The organism is Enterococcus sp. DIV0436a, from assembly GCF_051711605.1.
GTDB classification, from domain to species: Bacteria; Bacillota; Bacilli; order Lactobacillales; family Enterococcaceae; genus Enterococcus_B; species Enterococcus_B faecium.
The window spans coordinates 2,645,310-2,666,873 of sequence record NZ_JBIONA010000001.1; the positions used below are offsets into that span (position 1 = coordinate 2,645,310).

The window sequence follows — 21,564 nt, forward strand, 5'->3', positions numbered from 1 at the left end:
CCATACGAAGAGGAAAGTAGGTGTTATTCCATGCAAACTTCTCAAAGTATAAGGCTTGAAAATTGATCAAAAGAGATAGAAACACAAAAAAGAGAATGCAACAAATCAATGTCGCATTCCCTTCTGATATATTTTATTCAGCACTTATTTTGAACTTTCTGAGGTGCTAGCTGATGAACTTGTGGAGCTGGAAGATTCTTCTTTTGAAGAGTTGCTTGTGCTACTGGAGCTACTTGAGCTGCTAGAACTGTCTGAAGAGTCTTTTTCAGAACTAGAAGACGCTGGATCTGGTCCTTTAGAGTAAATTACGTTCACAACCATTCCTTTGGTAATTGTCGTTCCTGCCCCTGGTACTGTACGAATCACTTTATCTTTATCCACCGTGTTTGAATATTCGGAAGTCTCATGCCCGATATATTCTGCACCGACACTAGCTAAATAACTTTGTGCTTCGCTTTTTGTATAGCCGGAGATATCATTCAATTTAGGCTCTGTTCCTTGGCTTACGACAAAATTGATGTAAGTTTCTTCTGCTACAACTTCAGCCGAGGCTGGATCCTGACTGATGATCGAACCTGATGGTACAGTGTCGCTATAGTCATAAGTAGCACTAATATTATTGATATTGAATCCTTGTGTAACAAGCCAGTTACGAACAGTTTCGTAGTTTTCTCCTACATGACTACTCAAAGTCACTGTTTCTGGTCCTTTGCTGACTGTGAAAGTAATCGTGTCTGTTTTAGGATCGACTTCTGTATCTTCTGATGGAGATTGCGAAATGATCATTCCGCTTTCTACCTCTGAACTGAATTCCTCTTCTTTTTGAATCAAGTCAGCAGAAAACCCTAATTCTTTCAAACTTGCTTCGGCATCTTCATAACTTTTACCACTGTAATCATCTAATTTGATTTTTTTCGTGCCGCTACTAATATACAGAGTGACTTCGCGTTTTTGCTTGACTGTCGTTCCCGCTGCCGGGTCTGTCTTCACTACATTACCTTCTTCGATTTTGTCATCTGCAATTTCTTCTGTTTTTGTTGCTACTTCTAATTTCGCTTTTGCGAGTGTTTCTCTAGCAGAAGCTTCAGAAAGATCAGAAACATCAGGAACAACAACTTCTCCTCGCCCGCCAGAAGCAAAGAATACAGCTGTTCCGATTCCTAAAACAGCAAGAATAGCTAATAGGATCAGCCACCATTTTTTCTGTCCTTTCTTTTTAGGATCAGGCAGAACTTCTTCCTCCTCTGGTAAGGTTTCGTTTTCTGGCTTGTCTTTTGGCAGAGGCATAGATTTGAATGAATCAGGCATTGGTGCATCTTCCGTAAGGGGTGTGATAACTTTTGTTTCATTATCCATCACATGAGGCTGCCATTTTTCTTCGTTTGCACGAGCTGGTGATAATACTGTAGAAAGATCATCAGACATTTCCTCGGCTGACTTATAACGGTCTGCAGGTTCTTTAGCCGTTGCCCGTAAAATCACGTTTTCCAGTGCTTGTGGCACATTTGGATCAAGTGCTTTTATAGAGGGAAGATCATCTTGAAAATGTTTTAAAGCAATTGTTACAGCAGATTCACCATCAAACGGTACGCTACCCGTCAACATCTCATAAAGGATGATCCCTAAAGCATAAATATCTGACTGCTTCGTTGCCATACTTCCTCTGGCCTGCTCAGGGGACAGATAATGAACAGATCCTAGCATCGTATTCGTCTGCGTGATCGATGTTTCAGATAAAGCGATAGCAATCCCGAAATCCGTGATTTTTACAACACCTTCATTATCGATCAGTACGTTTTGGGGTTTCAAATCTCGGTGGATGATTTGATGGTTATGAGCTAAAGAAATAGCAGAAAGGATCTGCTGCATAATATTTACTGCTGTTTCATAAGGAACAGGATAATGTGTTTGGATATATCGCTTCAAGTCCATTCCTTTGACGTATTCCATCACCAGATACTGCATGTTGTCTTCTTCACCAACATCGTAAACACTAACAATGTTTGGATGAACGAGTTCTGTTGCTGCTAAAGCTTCTCTCTGAAATCGTCGAATCGCAGTCTGGTCATTTTGAAAGTCAAATCGTAAGACTTTAACTGCTACATCACGATCCAAGATTAAATCGTGCGCCAAAAATACATTTGCCATACCACCGCTACCGATATTTCCAGTGATTTGATAACGGCCATTTAATTTTTTTCCCAACTCGATCATACACTGTCCTCCTTATATTCGATAAGAAGAACGGTGATATTATCCGCTCCGCCTGCTTCATTGGCACGATCAATCAGCTCAGTTACTTTATGAGACAATGGGCCTTCTTGATTGATGATCGTTCCTATTTCTTCTTCAGACAGCATGTTCGTCAAGCCATCTGAACATAACAGCAGTCGATCTTTTAGTTGCCAAAGATGAGTAGAAACATCTACTTCGACTGTTCCAGGCATGCCGACAGAACGTGTTAAAATATTTTTCCTTGGATGGTTCACTGCCATTTCTTCGCTGATTTCTCCTGATTTGACTAGTTCATTGACTAAAGAATGATCCTCCGTCAATTGCATGATTTTATCTTCACGAATCAAATAAGCTCTGCTATCCCCAACATTGGCAATCGTGAACCAGTCATCTGACAGAGCGGCCGCTACGATTGTTGTTCCCATACCGTTATATTCCGGCTGTTCTTGTCCACGCTGATAAATCAGCATATTTTCTTCTTGAATCGATTGAATGAACCATTGGGCGATTTTTTCATCGTCAACAGCTTCTTGTTTTTCCCAAGCTTCGCCTAGATTCGTTACCGCCATCTGACTGGCAATGTCTCCGGCACGATGACCACCCATCCCGTCTGCTAATACAGCAAGCTTGAGACCTGAACGGCTGGTAAATACACTGGCATAGTCTTGATTTGTGTTACGTCGTCTTCCTACATCTGATTGATATTCAATCTGCATTTTTTCACCTCATTACTTTTTGCGCAAACAACAAATGAAAAATCCATCTGTGTAAAACTGATGCGGATACAAAGTCAACATTTTCTCTTCGATTGATGATTGTAGCATAGGATTGGTCAAAACATCAATCCTCTCAAAATCAGGGTGTCTTTCCAAGAAAGCAGAAACAACGTCTTGGTTTTCTTCTTTTAAGATCGTACAAGTACTATAAGTCAGAATACCGGAAGACTTTAAAGCTGGTGCGCAGCTTTCTAAAATTTCCAATTGGATTTTTGGCAAATTCGCTAATTCATCCGGCTGTTTTTTATAACGAATATCTGGTTTTCGCCGAAGCAGCCCAAGACCTGAACAAGGCGCGTCTACTAAAATCCGATCAAACTGCTCTGCTTCGAACTGTTTACTGACTTCTCTAGCATCCATCTTTTGAGCGTAGACAGCAGAAGAGACACCTAGACGTGCTGCATTATCTTCAATGAGTTTGACTTTGTGTTCGTGTACATCTAAAGCGACCACTTCTCCACCGCATGACGGATCTAAAAAAGAAGCAATATGCGTCGTCTTACCTCCGGGTGCTGCACAGGCATCTAAGACATGATGTTCAGGCTCGATTTGCATAGACGGCGCTACAAGCATCGAACTTTCATCTTGGATCGTCATGACGCCATCGTGGAACAATGAGCTAGAAGCTAAATGCCCTTTTTTCGCTACTATACCGTATGGACTGACTTGGCTTTTTTCAGCTGTGATCTCTTCTTCTTGCAAAACAGTGATGGCCTGATCTCTGGAAAGTCGGCGTGTATCTACTCGGGCACTAGCATGGCTAGGCTGATATAGCGATAAACCGAGCTTTTCAGTTTCTTCGTATCCGATTTGATCCACCAGTCGTTTCGTCATCCATAGAGGCAGGCTGATTTTGACAGAAAGTCTTTCGATAGGATCAGCAATGCCTTGCAGATCTGGTGCTCCTTGACGCTGATAATTCCTCAAGACACCATTTACAAATTTCCCTGTCCCAGGATTTCCTTTTACTTTTGCGATTTCGACCGCCTCGTTTAAAATAGCATGTGCAGGGACTTTATCTAAAAATTCTAATTGGTATACAGAAAGATAAAGAAGCGTCTTGACCCAGTCATCCACTTTTTTTGCTTTAGCGATCAATGGTGCAACGTAAAATTCCAATAGTCGCTGATGGCTAATCGTACCGTAGATCAATTCTGTAAATAAACCCACATCTTTTTGATTTAGCTCGCTTTGTTTGATCATCTCATTCAACAAAAGATTCGAGTAGGCGCCACCCTTGTTCACTCGCTCTAATGTCAGTAATGCCATATATCGTACTGATTTTTTCATTTTTTTAGGGATTTTTTTCATTATTTCACCTGCTGACCAATCTGAACTTGCTGACCGCTTCCGTTAAGGAAATCATGTACGGCCTGTTTTCCTTTACCAGCTGGCTGTAATTCATTGATGGCTAAGACGGTCTGTTTACCGCAAGCAATCCATAGATTTTTTTTGTCTTTCCGGATGATCGTACCAGGTGCTTTGTCTGTAATTTCTGCCAATACTTCAACCGATAATAATTTCCAGCGTATGCCCTCATAGGTCGTGAATGCAATTGGCCAAGGACGCATTCCGCGTACTTGGTTGTCAATTTCTTCTGCAGTTTTATGCCAATCGATTGCTTCTTGTTCCCGTGTGATGTTTGGCGAAAAAGTTGCTTCTGACTCGTCTTGAGGTACTGGTTTTTGTCCATCCAAAATATTGGGCAATGTTTCTAGCAATAGCTTTCTTCCTAAAAGGCTAAGCTTTTCAAACATCGTCCCTACATCATCTTGTTTAGTGATTGGTATGCTTTCTTGCGCATAGATTCCGCCTGCATCCATTTTTTTGATCATTTCCATGATCGTTACACCAGTTTCTTTCTCCCCATTCATGATGGCATAATGAACAGGCGCACCTCCCCGATATTTAGGAAGTAAAGAAGCATGGACATTGATTGCCCCTAATTTTGGTACTTGCAATAACTTTTCAGGCAAGAATTGGCCAAATGCCGCAGTGACGATCACATCAGGCGCCAATTCAATGATTTCTTCCATTTCTGGCGAACCGGAGATTTTCTCTGGCTGCAGCACACGGATACCGTGCTTCAGAGCCGCTTCTTTTACCGGTGTCGGCGTAATTACTCGTTTCCGCCCAACTGGACGGTCGGGCTGTGTTACCACTGCCTGGATCTCGTAACCTGATTCTATCAGCCCTTCAAGAATCGGCACAGAAAAAGCAGGTGTGCCCATAAATACTAGCTTAGTCATCAAGATGTTCCTCCATATATTCTTCAAGTTCTTCTTCCGGGATCTGCTGTATCATTTTCTCAATGAACAAGATACCGTCTAAGTGATCGATTTCATGCTGGAAGGCACGGGCTAAATAGCCAAAAGCCGTCACTTCTATCTCTTCTCCGTCTCGATCATAATAACGCACGGTCACTTCATCTGCTCGCTTGACCGTTCCATAGACATGCGGAATACTGAGACAACCTTCTACGTCAAGGCTTTCACCTTTTGCTTCGATGATTTCTGGGTTAATCAGTTCAAATTTCTCGCCTTCATCTACTTCGATCACAGCAATTCTCTTGTTTTGTCCTACTTGAGGAGCAGCGATCCCTATTCCGTCATTCGCAATCATTGTCTCATATAAATTGTCTAATAAAGCGATTGTCTCGTCCGTGATTACATCGATTGGCTGAGCAGTTCTTTTTAATTTATCATTAGGGTGGATCAATATAGGATAGCGCATAATTTGGCCCTTTCTTAAATAAAGTTTAATGGTTCGTTGTCAATTGCCACAAAAAGACCTTGTCGCTGTTCTTTCTGGCTTCCATTCAAAATTTCATCCAAAACATGAGGAAGATTCGGTTCATGTTTATATTTGATGATTAGTTGATAATAATATCGGTTTTTCACTCTCAAAATCATGCTGGGCGTTGGCCCTAATAGCAAGCTTTGAGGGCTTAACACTTCTTTTAGCTGATTGGCAATCTGAAAGATTTTCTTTGCCGCTACTTGTTCTTCAGGATGGCTGGCGGTTATTTTCACAGTAAAGTAATAAGGAGGATAGCCTCCACGATGCCGTACATGCATTTCCTGCTGATAAAACTGCTCATAATTTTGTTTTTTAGCCAATTCTATGGCGTAATGTTGAGGATTGAATGTTTGGATCACGACTTCGCCTGCTTTTTCCGCTCGCCCTGCTCGTCCTGAAACTTGGGTAAGCAATTGGAATGTATGCTCACTAGAACGAAAATCCGGTAAATTCAGGGAGGTATCAGCATTCAACACCCCAACTAATGTCACTTCTGGAAAGTCCAAACCTTTAGCAATCATTTGTGTCCCTAATAATATATCTGCTTCTTTTGCACCGAATTTTTGTAAAATCTGTTCGTGTGCCCCTTTTCTTCGAGTGGTATCTACATCCATACGCAAAATCCTAGCTTGCGGATAAAGTTCTCGGAGTTCCTCTTCTACTTTTTGAGTACCTGTTCCATAGTAGCGGATTTTATTGCCGCCACAATTAGGACAGCGATTGGGAATAGGTTCTTCATGTCCGCAATAATGGCAGCGCATTGAACGTGTATCCATATGCAGTGTAAGAGAGATATCGCAATTAGGACATGGAAGAACAAATCCACAGTCCCTACACATCACAAAAGACGAATATCCTCGACGATTGAGCAGTAGGACAGTTTGTTCTTTTTTGTCTAATCGATTTTGTATTTTTTCCTGCAAATTAGCAGAAAAAGTAGAGGTCCGATGATTCTGAAACTCTTCACGCATATCTACGATCTCAATAGCTGGAAGCTGTGCAGCTGCTTTGGCTCGGTGGTTCAACTGCAATAACTGATAAACGCCTTTTTGAGCTCGTGCTCTTGATTCTAAAGAGGGCGTCGCGCTTCCTAGAACTATTGGGCAATGATGATATTTACTGCGCCAAATTGCTAGATCTCTCGCATGATAACGCGGTGTCTCATCTTGTTTGTAACTTGATTCATGTTCTTCATCGATAATGATCAGCCCGATATTTTTCAGCGGGGCAAAAATAGCAGATCGTGCGCCTACTACTACTTGCGCTTCTTCCCGCTCAATCTTGCGCCATTCATCATATTTTTCACCTTGGGAAAGTCCGCTATGTAAGACCGCAACTGATTCTCCGAAGCGTCCTTTGAATCGCTCGACCATTTGCGGAGTCAATGCGATTTCAGGCACTAACATGATCGCCGTTTTATTTTCTGACAAAACATCAGCGATTGCCTGAAGATATACTTCTGTTTTCCCGCTGCCGGTGATTCCCTCCAGCAAAAAGACCTGATCTTTTTGCTGCTGACCTGCTGTGATGATTTGTTCGACAGCATTTTTTTGTTCTGCATTCAGTTCCAATGCCGTCGTTTGGTCAAATACTCGGTCTTTATAAGGGTCGCGATAACGTTCTGATTCTATAAACTCCAGCCAGCCCTTTTCTTTTCCTTGATTCAAGACAGCAGTACTGATTCCTTTATTTTTGAAATAAGCAATTGGTTCTTCTTGGCTCAGTTCAGATAAACACAAAAGAAGTTCTTTTTGTTTCTTGGCATTTTGCCGTAATTTTGCCCATTCTTCTTCGATTTGCTTTTTAGTTAACAAAGAACGAACCAAACGAATCGTTTTTACTTTATTTCGTGTATGGACTTCATATTTGATATCTACTAATTGCTCTTGGCGCCAGCGAATCAATTGAGAAAGGCTGCCTTCTTCTTCTGCTTCCTTCCAGGAAATCACTTCCCGCTGATCAAACAATACCTGAACTTCTGGTGTGTCTGCCAAAGGATAGATCAATTTATCATATTCTGCTTTCATCACACTCGGAAGCATCGTTTGTAGACAAGTGATTTTGAATGCGTAAGTAATTTTTTTCATATAATCAGCTAATGAAAGCAATTCTTCATTGACCACCGGAGCAAGGTCTAGCAAACGAATAACTGCCTTCAAAGATGGAATAGCTGATTCTTCTGATTTTTGGATAGCCATAACAAATCCTTGGACATGACGATTGCCATTACCAAAAGGGACTTCTACTCGCATCCCGACTTGCAAAGCTGTTTCCATTTCAGAGGGAACCAAATAAGTGAATGGCTGATCGGTCTGCATAGTAGGTACGTCCACAATGACTTCAGCTGTTAATGTCATGGTTCGTTTCCTCCTTTTTTTGTCTTTTCTTATCAAGCGACAAAAAGTTCCTTGCCTATTTTACTAGAGATCGATGGATTTGTCTTATTTTCTGCCAAATCCTAACAAAAAATTAACAGCAGATAAGAAAAAAAAGAACTGTGTCAAAAAGTTCAGACACAGCCTTTTCTACCAGACAATAAGTGGCGAATGTTTGAAAAGGAAACAGCTGGGTTTGCTTTTCTTTTTAGATGTTCGCTCTATTTTTCTTTATTACATTTTTTGCTCTTCACGGATACGTGATTCCAATTCGTGTTGTTCACGCTCTTTTTGTGCTTGACGTTCCTCTTCTTCCATCTTCAAACGTTCACGTTTTAATTCAGGATGTGGATCATTGACTACATTTCCTGCATCGATTTCTTCTAAAGCTTGACCGACGCTTTTTACTGAATCAAAAGAATCTAGAGTAGGCTGTGCACTTGCATCCAATTCATGCGCGCGTTTACTTGCTAAAATCACTAGAGAATATTTTGAATTTACACGATCTAATAGTGAGTCAATTGAAGGTTTTAACATCATAAGACTACATCTCCTTTAACATTTTAATATATTTACCGATTACGCGATCTACTCGAAAATGTTCACTGGCAATAATGTTTTTGATTCGTTCAACTGCTAGCGGCACTTCATCATTTACAACAGCATAGTCGTAAAGAGCCATCATTTCGATTTCTTCTTTTGCAACTTTCATTCGTTCTTCGATTACTTCATCTGCATCTGTTCCTCGGCCTACGATCCGTGATTTTAATTCCGCTAAATCTGGCGGAGTCAAAAAGATGAATACACCATCGGGCACTTTTTCTTTGACTTGTTTTGCTCCTTGGACTTCAATCTCCAAGAAAACATCTTTTCCTTCATCCAATGTCTTGTTGACATATGACAAAGGAGTTCCATAATAATTCCCGACATATTCTGCGTATTCCAGCATCTCTCCAGCTTCGATCATTGATTCAAACTCTTCTTTGCTTCGGAAGAAATAATCAACGCCTTCGACCTCCCCTTCACGCATTTTACGGGTAGTCATTGAGATCGAATACTGAAAATCATTATCCTCACTCTCAAAAATTGCTTTTCGTACTGTGCCTTTTCCTACACCGGATGGACCAGACAACACGATTAATAATCCACGCTCTGACATGACGACGTCCTTTCAACTAGTCTTTTTGTACTTATCGTTTATTTTGCACTTTTTTTCTGCAACTTTCAAGGTTATCTTTAATTATAGCTAGAAATTGGTAAAAAAGCTACCCTGTACCAAGAGGTCGTAAAAAAGCTGTCCTGCATCAAGTAATAAGAACAGCCAAACATAAACAGCTTCTCATGTTTTTCGTTTGGTTGGGGTTATTATCGCAGATGCAAGCTTTTGAACGCCGTGTATAAGAGGTCGTAAAAAAGCTGTCCTGCATCAAGTAATAAGAACAACCAAACATAAACAGCTTCTCATGTTTTTCGTTTGGTTGGGCTTATTACCGCAGATGCAAGCTTTTGAACGCCGTGTATAAGAGGTCGTAAAAAAGCTGTCCTGCATCAAGTAATAAGAACAGCCAAACATAAACAGCTTCTCATGTTTTTCGTTTGGTTGGGCTTATTACCGCAGATGCAAGCTTTTGAACGCCGTGTATAAGAGGTCGTAAAAAAGCTGTCCTGCATCAAGTAATAAGAACAGCCAAACATAAACAGCTTCTCATGTTTTTCGTTTGGTTGGGCTTATTACCGCAGATGCAAGCTTTTGAACGCCGTGTATAAGAGGTCGTGAAGAAGCCGATTAGTTTCGAGTATGAAGAAAAATTTTGTGAAAATAGTTTCTCACATTTTTGCATAAATTTGGCTTAATACCGAGAAAATGGTTTTTGAACATCACTTATTCAAAATAAAAAAAAGATTGTGACACGAATTTTGTCACAACCTTTAAATGTATTCCTAGAGCAAAGAAGCTAAGCGAAGAAATCCAATTCTGATTATTTATTGTATTTCTTTGTTCAGCATCCTTGCTAAAAGCCCATATTGGACAAAGTATTCACTACACCCATGATCTCATCTTTTCGAGAACGTGCTTTTTCTGTCGGATCTTCTACCTCTTCTGTGTCGATTCGAACAATAAATTTCCGATTCATCGTCACGTAAGCACCGTCGTTGATCAAAATAAACAGTTCGTTCTCATTATAGTCTGCACAGGCATCTTTCCATACGTCAAAGCCGTTTTTTTCAGAAGGGATATCCCGTTTTACAACAGTTTTTCCACTTAATTCGTGGAACGTTACGTCATAGTATTTCATTATCTCTACCTCTTTCGTCATTCAATATTTTGTACTTGTTCTCTGATTTTTTCTAAGATCGTCTTAGACTGGACGACTTGATTTTTAATTTCGATTGCATTTGATTTGGAACCGATCGTGTTGATTTCCCGATTCATTTCTTGGATCAGGAAATCTAATTCCCGACCTACAGGACATTGTGCTTCGATAAGTTCATCTAGTTTTTGTACATGGATCGCCAGACGATCCAGTTCCTCGTGAATATCTCCGCGTTCCAACAAGATGGCTAGCTCCGTCAACAACCGTTGCTCATCGACTTTCGCTCCAAGAAATTCCTCCAGCTTTTTTTGATACCTTATTTGAAATTCCTTTTCATAGATTTCTACAAAACTATCGAGTTTTTTTAGTACTTCTTTGAATTCTTCAGTATTCTTTTTCAACACTAAAGCTAAAGCTTGACCTTCTTTTTCTCGACTCGCCTCAATAGAGTCAAGTGCGCTTTTCAATGTATCTAGAGCTAACTGTGCCAATTCTTCCATGCTCTCTTCCGGTTTTTCTTCTACCGTTACGAAGTTTTCGTCCAGCGCGAAGCGTTCCGCCATCCGACTAATTGACACTTGATTTTGACTACCGTATCGTTGTTGAATTCCGTCTGTCAATTGAGTGATAAGTGAATCAATCAATTCCCAGTTGATGACGATCTGTTTTTCGTTTTTGCCAATATAAGCTAGATTCACAAATACTTCGATTCGACCGCGGCTTAACTGCTGTTTAATAAGCTGACGAAAATCGTTTTCAATAAAGTTCAGGATTTTAGGACTTCGTATTTGAACATCTAGAAAACGCTGGTTGACACTTTTTATTTCAATATCTAACTGATACGCTTTTGTTTCGCGGATGGCTTTGCCAAAACCAGTCATACTTTTCATTCGACAGGGTCCTTCCTCATTACATATTTTCTATTGCTTTTTGCAGTTGTTCAAACTCTTCGTTCGTCAATGTCAGGCCTTTCCCCATTTTTTCATGGTCTGGCGCCCAATCTCGAAGATCGAATTTTGGCGGGCGACCATTCCAGCTGACTAGGTTCAGTTCTTTACGCCACCCCTTGTTGTTTTCTGACAATATAGCGATTTCTTCTACGATTTCATATGAAAATTCTTGTGCCATGGTTGTTCCTCCTTGAGATAATATAAATATAGGATCAGTAATGTGTCAACTGGTTGCTTAAGCAATTCATGCTGCAAACGATCCTTGCGTTTTCCTTGTAGCAGAAAATCAAAATAAACAGTTTTCGTGCGCTCATTTTGTATTTTTTGCTGGTATTTTCGATACCTTCGCCATTCTTCAGTACTTAATTGACCAATTTGTGCCAATAAATCATCCGGCATACTTTTTATATCTTGTTGGCAGATCATTTGAATCATCATGTCTACTTGATAGATTTCATTGGGCAGTAAAAAATGTTTTTTTGCTAAAAGTTCTAGCATCGCCAATCCGCATGTCTCTGGTACGACCCTGTTCTTATATAAATTACGCAGTTTTTGCCAAAATTTTATGCTTTTGAAAAAAGATAATTCTAACTGAATTTCTTTTGTTAAGTAAGACAAAAATCCTCGCCAGTATGTTCTTGCAGGTTTAACAGAATGAAATGTATACCAGTTCCCATAGTAATAGCCTAATCTTTTTTTCATTTCCAGATAGCCTAATTGTAAATTTAATTGGTTCCTTTGGCCATCAAAAAGCAGAAAGCTGCCTAGTGTCCATAATGTTTGACATTTCCAATAGATAAAAATGTCTGGCATACGAATTTTTTTCGCTGGACCTGGCCCTTGCACATCTACGACAAATGCCTCTGTTGCTCCTTTGTTAATCGCAATATCAATAGGTATTTTGTTGCGATACCCACCGTCTGCATATTTATTTTTTCCGATCTTTCGATAAGCCATAGCGGGATAAAATGAAGCAGAGGCGAGTATCCAATCTGGTATTTCTTCTGTTTTTGTCTGTTGGATATCAGTCACTACTTCCGCTAGTTCTGGCAGTTTAGTAGACACCGTATATAAACGTATTTTGGGATTATGTTTGAGTAAGGACAAATCCAAATTGTCTTTGACCATCTTTTCCAATGGAGCAGAAGAAACCCCGCCTTCAATTAGTGCTGTTTTCGTCATTTGGCGTCTTTCCCGATAGAAGCGTTCACGAAGGTCTTCAACCGCAGCCATTTCTGGTAACGCAAGCACTTGTCTTGTCGACAGCTTTTTCCATAAATTCACAGCTTTTTTCATATCTCCTTGTAAAATCAATGCGCCGTTCAACGCACCTACCGATGTACCTGTGATAATCTCAAAGTTGATATCATGTTCCTTCAGCGCCTGCCACACACCAATCTGATAAGCACCGTGCGCTCCTCCTCCACCTAAAACAAGTGCTGTATGATAGACCAGCTTTTTATTTAATTGTGTGGTTCCTTGATAGCCGTTTTTATGAAAAATACGCAACCATTCTTCTGATAGAGGAGATTGAAATAAAAAACAACAGTTTTCTTTAATAAAAAAACGAGCGCAAGCTTCCATATACCGAAAAAAATTTTTCCATTCAAAAGTTTCACCTTCAATCAACAGATTATTAAAAATAACATTTCCTCTACTTTTAGCAATAGTAAAATAGACGGTATATTTTTTCGATACTGCTTTAAAAGCACATTGCTTTTTTGCAGAACGCCAAAAAGCGTCTCTACTTTCTTGATGACTTTGAAAAAATGGAAGGGGTTGTTTTGCTTGCTGGATAGGCGAATACAGCGACATTTTCTGTGAAAAGTAAACTTTTTTTATCTCCATCGCTCTCTCCTTTTTCTTCAAGTATACCAGTACGTCATAAAAAGGTCATGAGTCTCGTATTCGACTTTGTAGATTCCATAAGAAAACAATTCATAAAACCTCCTTTAAATAAAAAAATACAAAAATCACAAAAATTAATTGAAAATGAGAGTGTTTTCAATGAAAACGTGATTTTGTAATGGAATTTTAAAATAAAAGAAACAAGCTTTTTTAATGCAAATGTTGTAAAATAAAAGAGATTAAGAGTAAATAAGAGGAGGAACATGATGACTGAGTCAGTTTATGTACATATTGATACCACAAGTAATGCTGTTTTAACAAAAGGGCTGACCGCTACTGACTTTGCAAACAGTATCGTGCATTTTCCTCAAAACTTGCTCTTGCTTGATCCATCTGCTTCTGCTGGAGAATATGAATCCCATACAGGGCTGAAAGTAATCCGTGGTACAGAAAATATTCAGCGTTTCTTTTCCTCTTCTCGTAACAGGCGTGGATTCGATGAATTGAAGTGGATCGACTTTACTGATTTAACGATGCTGAAAGAATTGACACCTTTAGAAATTTCAGAATTATTATATTTTGGTCATATGAAAACACATCTTCATTCGCCGTTTTTTTATAAACTACAGAATAATTTTGTATACTTCGATCTTAATGATCAGCTGAATCGGATTTATTATCGCTATTTAGATGAATTTTATAGGATTTTTGCTAGTAAATTAAGTTCGATCTTGTCAGATAAGATCAATGTAAAAAAATCTTTTTTCAAAAAAGAAACACCTGTTGAAAAAATCAGTGTGGAATTATTGAAAGAAATGCGTAATTTGATGCAGGAAGGGATCATTTTTTCTTTTGATCAAGTTGGTTTGATCGATGGTGAATATCGTATCCCAATCTATGTGATTGAAGATTATATTTGGAAATTAAAAGGCACCCGGTATCGAGAAGAGGAAATCATCGCTACTTTAATCTACTCTGTCACCGATCGACACTGGCAATTGGTGGAAGATGCCGATCTTTCTTATCTGCCATTGAAGTAGATCTATTTCTTATCAAAAAATAAAAAGGAAACAAGAAACTAGGACATGATTCTGTCTCAAGTTTCTTGCTTCTTTTTTATTTACAGCTCCTGTCGTTTATCTGGCATAAAAATCGAAGGAATCGTTTGTTGGATCCCTAATAAAACGATGATCGTTACAATAGCTGTACTCAACCCGCTGGCACCATTCATTACGAAAGAAAAGAGCCAAGGATTCATCCCCCATAGTGCATACGCTCCCCAGAAAACCACTCCTGCAATAAAATGCCAAAAATATCTGGAAAGTGCGCCAATCAATGCACCAAACACGATGCTTTTTCTAATTTGTTTCGTATTATCGTCTACATAGCCTTTTTGGACATTTGAAGCCATGAGCCCTGCTGCGCCTGCAAAAGTATAGGCAATCGGGTACTCAATCAACACTTGAACGACACTTAAATAATAAACTTGTCCCAACGGAAAATGTAGGATGCCCCAAATGAAACCTGCCAGCATCCCTGCCTTTGTCCCTCTTCTTAACGCAAAAAGAGTCAATGGAATCTGCCCTAATGAAATAGAAAAACTGCTGCCGATCTGGATCGGAATCAACGACAACACCATCGCTAACGCTGCAACAATCGTTCCTTCTACCCAAACTCTATTTTTTCCCATAAAAAAACTTCCTCCTTTGAATAAAAAAGTCACAAAGGAGGAAGCAGCTTTCGAAAATAGTCAAACAGCTGTTTATTCACAATTCCTACGCTCGCATAACCGATACAGGTACGAAGGGTTTAGAAATAGATTCAATCTCAGCCCAATTGGACTCCCCTTTGTGAGTTTATTTATTATTTATTTTTTGTTTCAAACAATGGACTAACTGGTTTGTTTTCATGGATACGTTTGATTGCATCTCCCATTAGTCCGCCAACACTTACTTCATCGATTTTGTCGATTTTACGATCTTCTGGAAGATAGATCGAGTCTGTAACAACTAGACGCTCGATAGCTGAATCTTCTATTCTTTGTAAAGCAGGGCCGGATAATACTGGATGTGTACATGAAGCATACACACTGGTTGCACCAGCTTCTTTCAAAGCATTGGCAGCCAATGTGATCGTACCTGCTGTATCGATCATATCATCGATCAGTACACAAGTTTTGCCTTTGACTTGTCCAATGATATTCATTACTTCTGCAACATTTGCTTTTGGACGGCGTTTGTCTATGATCGCAATCGGAGATTTCAAAAATTCCGCTAATTTACGTGCCCGTGTGACACCACCATGGTCTGGTGAAACAACGACAACATCATCGCCTTTGATTCCTTTTTCTAAGAAATAATTGGCAATAAGTGGCGCACCCATCAAATGATCGACTGGAATATCAAAGAAACCTTGGATTTGGACTGCATGAAGGTCCAAAGTCAGCATTCTTGTTGCACCAGCTTTTTGAATCATGTTTGCTACTAATTTCGCTGTGATTGGTTCCCGTGCACGTGCTTTACGGTCTTGACGCGCATAGCCATAATAAGGCATGACTACGTTGATTGTTTTTGCACTTGCTCGTTTCAGTGCGTCAATCATGATCAGCAACTCCATCAAGTTATCATTGACTGGGCTGCTCGTTGATTGAATAACATAGACATGCGATCCACGAATACTTTCTTCAATGTTTACTTGAATTTCTCCATCACTAAATTGAGTAACAGATGATTTTCCTAACTCGACGCCGACTGCTGCTGCAATTTTCTCTGCTAATGGGCGATTGGAATTTAACGCAAAAATTTTTAATCTTGGGTCAAAGTAATGTTTTGACATGGGGACCTCCACTTTCTTTTTCACAACTCTAGAATTCTACCTAATAAATAGTAGTCATATTTTTTAAATAAATCAAGTGATTTTGCAAAAGTCTTAGTTTAGATAAGGGAGTTTTTTTGCATATCCTTCTTTATTGACTTGTCTTGCTCTCGCAATTGCCAGCGCATATTCTGGAATATTGTCTGTAATTGTTGACCCGGCAGCAATCGAACTGTTTTTAGCTACCTCGACAGGTCCGATGATATTCGTGCTAGAACCAATAAAGCTGTGGTCGCCGACAGTCGTATGATGTTTGTTCTTTCCATCATAGTTGACGAAGACAACACCACATCCGACATTGATTTCTTCTCCCAGCGTAGCATCACCAACATAAGTCAAGTGACCGACTTTAGTTCCTTTGCCGATTTGAGCATTTTTCACTTCCACAAAGTTTCCGATATGGACGTTTTCGCCAATTTCAGCTTTTGGTCGTAAATGTGCATAAGGTCCCACATCTGCATGTTTCTTGACATGGCTGCTTTCAATGACTGAGTTTTCAATGACGACGTGATCCTCAATCCTACTGTCTACGATTTTTGAATGTGCCCCGATGACACAATCCGAACCGATGACTGTATTTCCTTGGATTTGTACACCTGCTTCGATCAATGTGTCTGGACCGATTTCTACACCTGCATCGATGTATGTCGTTGCTGAATCGACAAAGCTTACGCCATTGACCATATGCATCTGGTTAATTCGCTTTCTCATGATCTCATTTGCTTTAGCTAACGCGATCCGATCATTGACTCCCATTGATTCTTCAAAATCATCCGTTTGATAAGCAGCAACTGTATTGCCTTCTTCTTTTAAGATTTCGATGATATCTGTTAGATAGTATTCACCTTGAGCATTGTTTGTTCCAACTTTGCTTAACGCATCGAACAAAGCTTCGTTGTCAAAACAGTAAGTTCCTGTATTGATTTCTTGTACAAGAGCTTCTTCTGGTGTTGCATCTTTTTGTTCCACGATTTTTTCTACGATCCCAATATGGTCACGGATGATTCGTCCATATCCTGTTGGGTTTTCTGCTTGTGCCGTCAAGATCGTTGCACTTGCATTTTTTCCTTGGTGATATTCAAAAAGATTGTTCAGCGTTTCAGTAGTCAATAATGGTGTATCGCCACTGATAACTAACGTTGTTCCTTTTTTTCCTTCCAAGAAAGAAGCAGCTTGCAAAACAGCATGTCCTGTTCCCAATTGTTCTGCTTGTAACGCATATTTACTGCGTTCTCCTAGTTGTGCTTTAACTTGTTCTGCTCCGTGTCCAACGATCGTAATCACTTCATCTGGTTTCGTTTCACTGACCCGATTAATGATATGTTCTACCATAGGTTTACCAGAAACGGGATGTAAAACTTTATATAATTTTGACTTCATGCGGGTACCTTTCCCTGCCGCCAAAATAATTGCATAACGTGCGTCCAACTGCGTCACTCCTAAATATAGTTTGCTGATTTCAGTTTATCCCAGTATACCCATTTTTTCAACAAAACAAGTGATTTTCTTTTATCTCAGCGTTTTCTGGATAAAAAAATAGATAGACCATAACGGGCCTATCTATTTGGTAACCGGTGCTCTCCTGCCAACTCCTCGGTCACAAGTCACACTACTCATAAAACATGAAAAGCTGTTTTTTGAAATCGTTTCTTGTGACTTAGAGTTAAACGGTAGGCTTACAACCTCTTCATTAAACGGTTTTCAATCAGCTGACCTTCGGTATTAGCTCAGGACAGGACGCTGATTTCACAACCTCTAGATAAACGGTGTTCAAAAGCCAGTTTCTCGGTATTAAGCCAAATTTATGAAAAAATGTGGAAAGCCATTTTCACAAAATTTTTCTTACTACTCGAAACTAAGCGGCTTTTTCACAACCTCTTATTCTGAAAAATAATTTCCCGGCACAACCGTAATATTTTTCGTTTGAGTATCTACATCTTTGACATAAAGCAGTGACGTATAATCATCGATGGCGCGATGACCGTTGAATTTTGATTCGGCAAATACAGTGATGCCAACAAGTTCTGATTCGAATTCTTCAATCAAGCTCTTCATTCCGTTGACTGTTCCGCCGCCTTTCATGAAATCATCCACTACAAGGACACGTGAACCACGTTTCAAACTTCTCTTAGACAGTTCCATCTTTTCAATTCTTTCAGAAGATCCAGACACATAGTTGACACTTACTGTTGATCCTTCTGTTATTTTTGAGTCCCGGCGTACAATAACGAATGGCGCATTCAGATAATAGGACACAGCTTGGGCAATAGGTACGCCTTTTGTGGCTACAGTCATTACAGCATCGATTTTTTCACCAAGGTATTTAGAAGCAATGATTCTTCCAACTTGACGCAGCAGTTCAGGTTCTCCTAACAAATCAGAGAGATAAACATATCCTCCTGGAAGCAGACGGTCTTGTTCTGATAGACGTTCTGCTAGAGATTCAATATATTTTTTCGCCTCTTCATATGAAATTTCAGGGATGAACAATACACCACCTGCAGCACCTGGGATTGTTTCCAAGGTTCCATACCCTCGTTCTTTAAATGTTTTCTTGATGATTCCCAAATCTTCACTGATAGAAGATTTAGCAGATTCATAACGTTCGGCAAAGCTTGTTAAGGAAATCAATTCATGCGGGTGATTCAATAAATACTGTGTCATGTCAACTAGACGTTCACTGCGACGTACTTTCACCTATTCCAACTCCTTTTAAGAAATTTTATCGTTTTACATTATATAAGTTTTTCTTCAAAAATTCGAGCATTTTATGAAAAAATAAGAAAATAGTTCGGTATTTATTAAAATAAAAAGAAGCCTATAAAAAATTTTTCGTTTTTATAAGGCTTCTTTTCTTTATAATTTAGTTATTTTTTCTTCTGAAGGCAACCAATATTCGTTTGATGATATTTACAATCAGGAACAAAGCAATAAAGACTAATGTGATTGTTGCTCCTGGAGGTGTATCTAGATAAAACGAGCTAGTTAGTCCTGACAGCATCCCTAGAAATCCTACACAAACACTGATAGCAATCACGACATTGAAGCTTTTGCCTAATCGCATACCGATTGCTGCGGGAAGAACCATGATTGCGGATATCAAAAGTGCACCGGCAATCGGGATCATCACAGCAATAGCCACACCAGTAATCACATTGAACATCATCGACATCAAATGAACGGGTAGCCCATCCACGTGGGCGGTATCTTCATCAAAAGTCAGAACATACATCGGCCGTTTGAATAAAAAGAACAATATACCGATGGCAACGAATAAGATTCCTAAAAAGATGACTTGCTCCCATGTAATGGTCACGATCGAACCAAACAGATAGGATTGGATACTTGTTGCTGAATTCCCTCCGCTCAAATTCATCAATACTAACGCTAGCGCCAAACCACCAGCCATTAAAATGGCAATGGAGATTTCTGAATAGGTTCGGTAGATCGTTCGCAGATACTCCAATATCACAGCTGCTAATACAACGACTAGCATGGTCGTAAGTGTAGGATTAAGGTTCAAAAAGAATCCTAACGCTACCCCTGCTAAAGAGACATGAGAAAGCGTATCAGCCATCAGCGATTGTCTTCTGATCACTAAAAACACACCTAGCATCGGGGCGATTCCGGCAATGAAGATAGCGGCAAGAAACGCTCTTCTCATGAATTCATATGAAAGCAACGCCATTGAGAATCCTCCTTTCTCACCAGTCGGATCTGTCTGTCCGCATACTGTTTGATATCTTCATGATCATGGGTGATCATTAGAACTGATTTCCCATGGACATGCGCACTATGTCGGAGAAGACGATAAAATTCATTTCTGGATTCTTCATCCATACCTGTTGTTGGTTCATCAAGAACAAATAAGTCAGGGTCAGTAGCAAAAATACGCGCTAAACTGATTCGCTGCTTTTGTCCGCCAGACAATTCACCTATTCGCCGATTTCGCATATCCCACATCCCTACAGCTTCTAAAGCACGCTGTACATGTTGATGATCTTTTTCAGAGAGACGCTTGAACCAGCGGCCTCTTGGATATCTTCCTGAACGGACTAATTCGATCACCGTACTAGGAAAACCTGCATTGAAAGATGCAACTTGTTGAGGAATATAACCGATACTTAATTTTTTTCCTTCTTGATTTTTCTCAGCAATCTTTATCATTCCTTTTGAAGGTTTCAGTAATCCTAACGATGCTTTCACCAAGGTTGACTTGGCTGCTCCGTTTTCTCCAGTTAAAATGACAAATTCACCCGCATCTACATGATAAGAGACATCTTCTAGTACAGGTTCATCATCATAGTAAAAGGTCAAATCAGATATTTCGATATAACGCACCTTACAACCTCCATTCTAAAACTTAATTGATACTTTCTTTTAAAGCTTTCAGATTTTTTTCCATGACAGAAATATAATTTTCGCCTGCTTTGATTTGTTCATTAGTCAAGCTTTCTAAAGGATTCAACACTTCTAGCTTCACTCCTGTTTCATTCGACAATGTCTCAGCTACCTTCGAAGAGGCATTTTCTTCAAAATAAATCACTTTGATGTTGTTTTTCTTCACAAATTCTTTTAGCTCAGCTAAGCGACTTGGTGTGGGTTCCTGATCTGGTGAAACGCCCGAAATCGCTACTTGTTTTAAGTCGTATTGATTCGCTAAATAAGCAAAAGCAGCATGCTGAGTGACAAATGTGCGGTTTGTTGCATCTTTTAGCTCATCGGAGTATTTTTGATCCAGTGCTTCAAGCTTTTTGATATAAGCATCGGCATTCTTCGTAAAAGTTTCCTTTTTATCTGGATATTTTTCGCCTAATTCTTCAGCAATCGTTCTGACTTCTTTTATAGCTAATACCGGATCGAGCCAAACATGTGGATCGTATTCATGTGAATGACCATGCCCTTCTTCTGATTCTTCATGTTCGTCTGCTTCTTGCGATTCTAAACGGTCGATTCCTTTAGCTGCTTCGATCATCAAGGTCTGTTTGCTATCCACTGAATCCTTTAACGAATCCACAAAAAATTCCATGTCTGAACTATTATACACGAAAACATCTGCATCGGAAATTTCTGCTCTTTCTTTTGCACTTGGTTCGAAATCATGCGGCTCCGTTCCAGCAGGGATCAAAAGTTTTACGTTTCCTTCATCCCCTACGATCTCTTTTGTAAAATCATACATCGGATAAAAAGTCGTAACGATCGTCAAATCCTCTTTTTTGTCTGCTTCCTTGTTCGTATTTCCACATGCTGCAAACAGTAAAGCACCTATCATTACCGTAGCTGTCAAAAGATATTTTTTCATTTATATGCTCCTTTCAATGAACAAATCGGAATTTTACGATTTATTAACGTGAACTAATGTATCAAAATAAAAAAACACAGTCAATAGAAA

At 39.5% G+C, this 21,564-nt stretch carries 20 protein-coding genes and 1 riboswitch; of the genes, 1 reads left to right on the plus strand and 19 read right to left on the minus strand.

Going from position 1 to position 21,564, the window contains the following annotated elements; genetic code table 11:
• Positions 1 to 144: 144 nt before the first annotated feature.
• The 12 genes from pknB to IGL15_RS13150 form a co-directional block, all read right to left on the minus strand.
• Positions 145 to 2,214, minus strand: a complete 2,070-nt coding sequence (pknB, locus tag IGL15_RS13095) for a Stk1 family PASTA domain-containing Ser/Thr kinase (protein ID WP_002328223.1) — start codon at positions 2,212 to 2,214, stop codon at positions 145 to 147.
• Positions 2,211 to 2,951 carry a Stp1/IreP family PP2C-type Ser/Thr phosphatase gene (locus IGL15_RS13100; RefSeq protein ID WP_002287376.1) on the minus strand — a complete coding sequence of 247 codons (741 nt, stop codon included), beginning with the start codon at positions 2,949 to 2,951 and terminating at the stop codon, positions 2,211 to 2,213. The genes pknB and IGL15_RS13100 overlap by 4 nt, the downstream gene beginning before the upstream one ends.
• 12 nt (positions 2,952 to 2,963) lie before the next feature.
• On the minus strand, positions 2,964 to 4,322 hold the full coding sequence (gene rsmB / locus IGL15_RS13105; protein ID WP_002298188.1) for a 16S rRNA (cytosine(967)-C(5))-methyltransferase RsmB: 1,359 nt from the start codon (positions 4,320 to 4,322) through the stop codon (positions 2,964 to 2,966).
• A complete protein-coding gene (gene fmt, locus IGL15_RS13110) occupies positions 4,322 to 5,260 on the minus strand; it encodes a methionyl-tRNA formyltransferase (protein ID WP_104765428.1) in 939 nt (312 codons plus the stop codon). Before fmt ends, rsmB begins: the two co-directional genes overlap by 1 nt.
• Complete coding sequence (def, locus tag IGL15_RS13115; protein WP_002287369.1) at positions 5,253 to 5,744, minus strand: peptide deformylase; 492 nt, start codon at positions 5,742 to 5,744, stop codon at positions 5,253 to 5,255. Before def ends, fmt begins: the two co-directional genes overlap by 8 nt.
• A 14-nt stretch (positions 5,745 to 5,758) precedes the next feature.
• Positions 5,759 to 8,167, minus strand: a complete 2,409-nt coding sequence (gene priA / locus IGL15_RS13120) for a primosomal protein N' (protein ID WP_104765429.1) — start codon at positions 8,165 to 8,167, stop codon at positions 5,759 to 5,761.
• A gap of 252 nt (positions 8,168 to 8,419) precedes the next feature.
• Positions 8,420 to 8,725 (minus strand): DNA-directed RNA polymerase subunit omega, encoded by a 306-nt coding sequence (rpoZ, locus tag IGL15_RS13125; protein WP_002287365.1) that lies wholly within the window; start codon positions 8,723 to 8,725, stop codon positions 8,420 to 8,422.
• A 4-nt stretch (positions 8,726 to 8,729) separates the two neighbouring features.
• Positions 8,730 to 9,344, minus strand: coding sequence for a guanylate kinase (gene gmk / locus IGL15_RS13130; RefSeq protein WP_002287358.1), 615 nt, complete (start codon positions 9,342 to 9,344; stop codon positions 8,730 to 8,732).
• Positions 9,345 to 10,197: 853 nt separating this feature from the next.
• Positions 10,198 to 10,482: a hypothetical protein gene (locus IGL15_RS13135; RefSeq protein ID WP_002287356.1), complete on the minus strand. Its 285-nt coding sequence runs from the start codon at positions 10,480 to 10,482 to the stop codon at positions 10,198 to 10,200.
• A gap of 17 nt (positions 10,483 to 10,499) precedes the next feature.
• The gene (locus tag IGL15_RS13140; RefSeq protein ID WP_002298192.1) at positions 10,500 to 11,390 is read right to left on the minus strand and encodes a YicC/YloC family endoribonuclease; all 891 of its coding nucleotides are present in this window, start codon (positions 11,388 to 11,390) and stop codon (positions 10,500 to 10,502) included.
• A gap of 19 nt (positions 11,391 to 11,409) precedes the next feature.
• Positions 11,410 to 11,628: a YdbC family protein gene (locus IGL15_RS13145; RefSeq protein ID WP_002287352.1), complete on the minus strand. Its 219-nt coding sequence runs from the start codon at positions 11,626 to 11,628 to the stop codon at positions 11,410 to 11,412.
• Entirely contained in the window at positions 11,598 to 13,298 is a 1,701-nt protein-coding gene (locus IGL15_RS13150; protein WP_104765239.1) for a patatin-like phospholipase family protein, read from the minus strand. The genes IGL15_RS13145 and IGL15_RS13150 overlap by 31 nt, the downstream gene beginning before the upstream one ends.
• 266 nt (positions 13,299 to 13,564) lie before the next feature.
• Here IGL15_RS13150 and IGL15_RS13155 point away from each other — a divergent pair, with 266 nt between their 5' ends.
• On the plus strand, positions 13,565 to 14,338 hold the full coding sequence (locus IGL15_RS13155) for a hypothetical protein (RefSeq protein ID WP_002298196.1): 774 nt from the start codon (positions 13,565 to 13,567) through the stop codon (positions 14,336 to 14,338).
• A gap of 80 nt (positions 14,339 to 14,418) precedes the next feature.
• On the opposite strand, the gene thiT is transcribed toward IGL15_RS13155, so the two are convergent.
• From thiT to IGL15_RS13190, 7 genes are all read right to left on the minus strand, one after another.
• On the minus strand, positions 14,419 to 14,988 hold the full coding sequence (gene thiT / locus IGL15_RS13160; protein WP_104765240.1) for an energy-coupled thiamine transporter ThiT: 570 nt from the start codon (positions 14,986 to 14,988) through the stop codon (positions 14,419 to 14,421).
• A 65-nt stretch (positions 14,989 to 15,053) separates the two neighbouring features.
• A riboswitch (TPP riboswitch) is annotated at positions 15,054 to 15,156 on the minus strand.
• Positions 15,157 to 15,161: 5 nt separating this feature from the next.
• Positions 15,162 to 16,133, minus strand: a complete 972-nt coding sequence (locus IGL15_RS13165; protein WP_002287347.1) for a ribose-phosphate diphosphokinase — start codon at positions 16,131 to 16,133, stop codon at positions 15,162 to 15,164.
• A 93-nt stretch (positions 16,134 to 16,226) separates the two neighbouring features.
• On the minus strand, positions 16,227 to 17,600 hold the full coding sequence (glmU, locus tag IGL15_RS13170) for a bifunctional UDP-N-acetylglucosamine diphosphorylase/glucosamine-1-phosphate N-acetyltransferase GlmU (RefSeq protein ID WP_002298200.1): 1,374 nt from the start codon (positions 17,598 to 17,600) through the stop codon (positions 16,227 to 16,229).
• A 450-nt stretch (positions 17,601 to 18,050) separates the two neighbouring features.
• Positions 18,051 to 18,869: a pur operon repressor gene (gene purR, locus IGL15_RS13175; protein WP_002287345.1), complete on the minus strand. Its 819-nt coding sequence runs from the start codon at positions 18,867 to 18,869 to the stop codon at positions 18,051 to 18,053.
• Between the two features lie 166 nt (positions 18,870 to 19,035).
• Positions 19,036 to 19,860 carry a metal ABC transporter permease gene (locus IGL15_RS13180; protein WP_002287344.1) on the minus strand — a complete coding sequence of 275 codons (825 nt, stop codon included), beginning with the start codon at positions 19,858 to 19,860 and terminating at the stop codon, positions 19,036 to 19,038.
• Positions 19,833 to 20,513 carry a metal ABC transporter ATP-binding protein gene (locus tag IGL15_RS13185; RefSeq protein WP_002287343.1) on the minus strand — a complete coding sequence of 227 codons (681 nt, stop codon included), beginning with the start codon at positions 20,511 to 20,513 and terminating at the stop codon, positions 19,833 to 19,835. The genes IGL15_RS13180 and IGL15_RS13185 overlap by 28 nt, the downstream gene beginning before the upstream one ends.
• 22 nt (positions 20,514 to 20,535) lie before the next feature.
• Positions 20,536 to 21,474 (minus strand): metal ABC transporter substrate-binding protein, encoded by a 939-nt coding sequence (locus IGL15_RS13190; RefSeq protein WP_002287342.1) that lies wholly within the window; start codon positions 21,472 to 21,474, stop codon positions 20,536 to 20,538.
• Positions 21,475 to 21,564 lie beyond the last annotated feature (90 nt).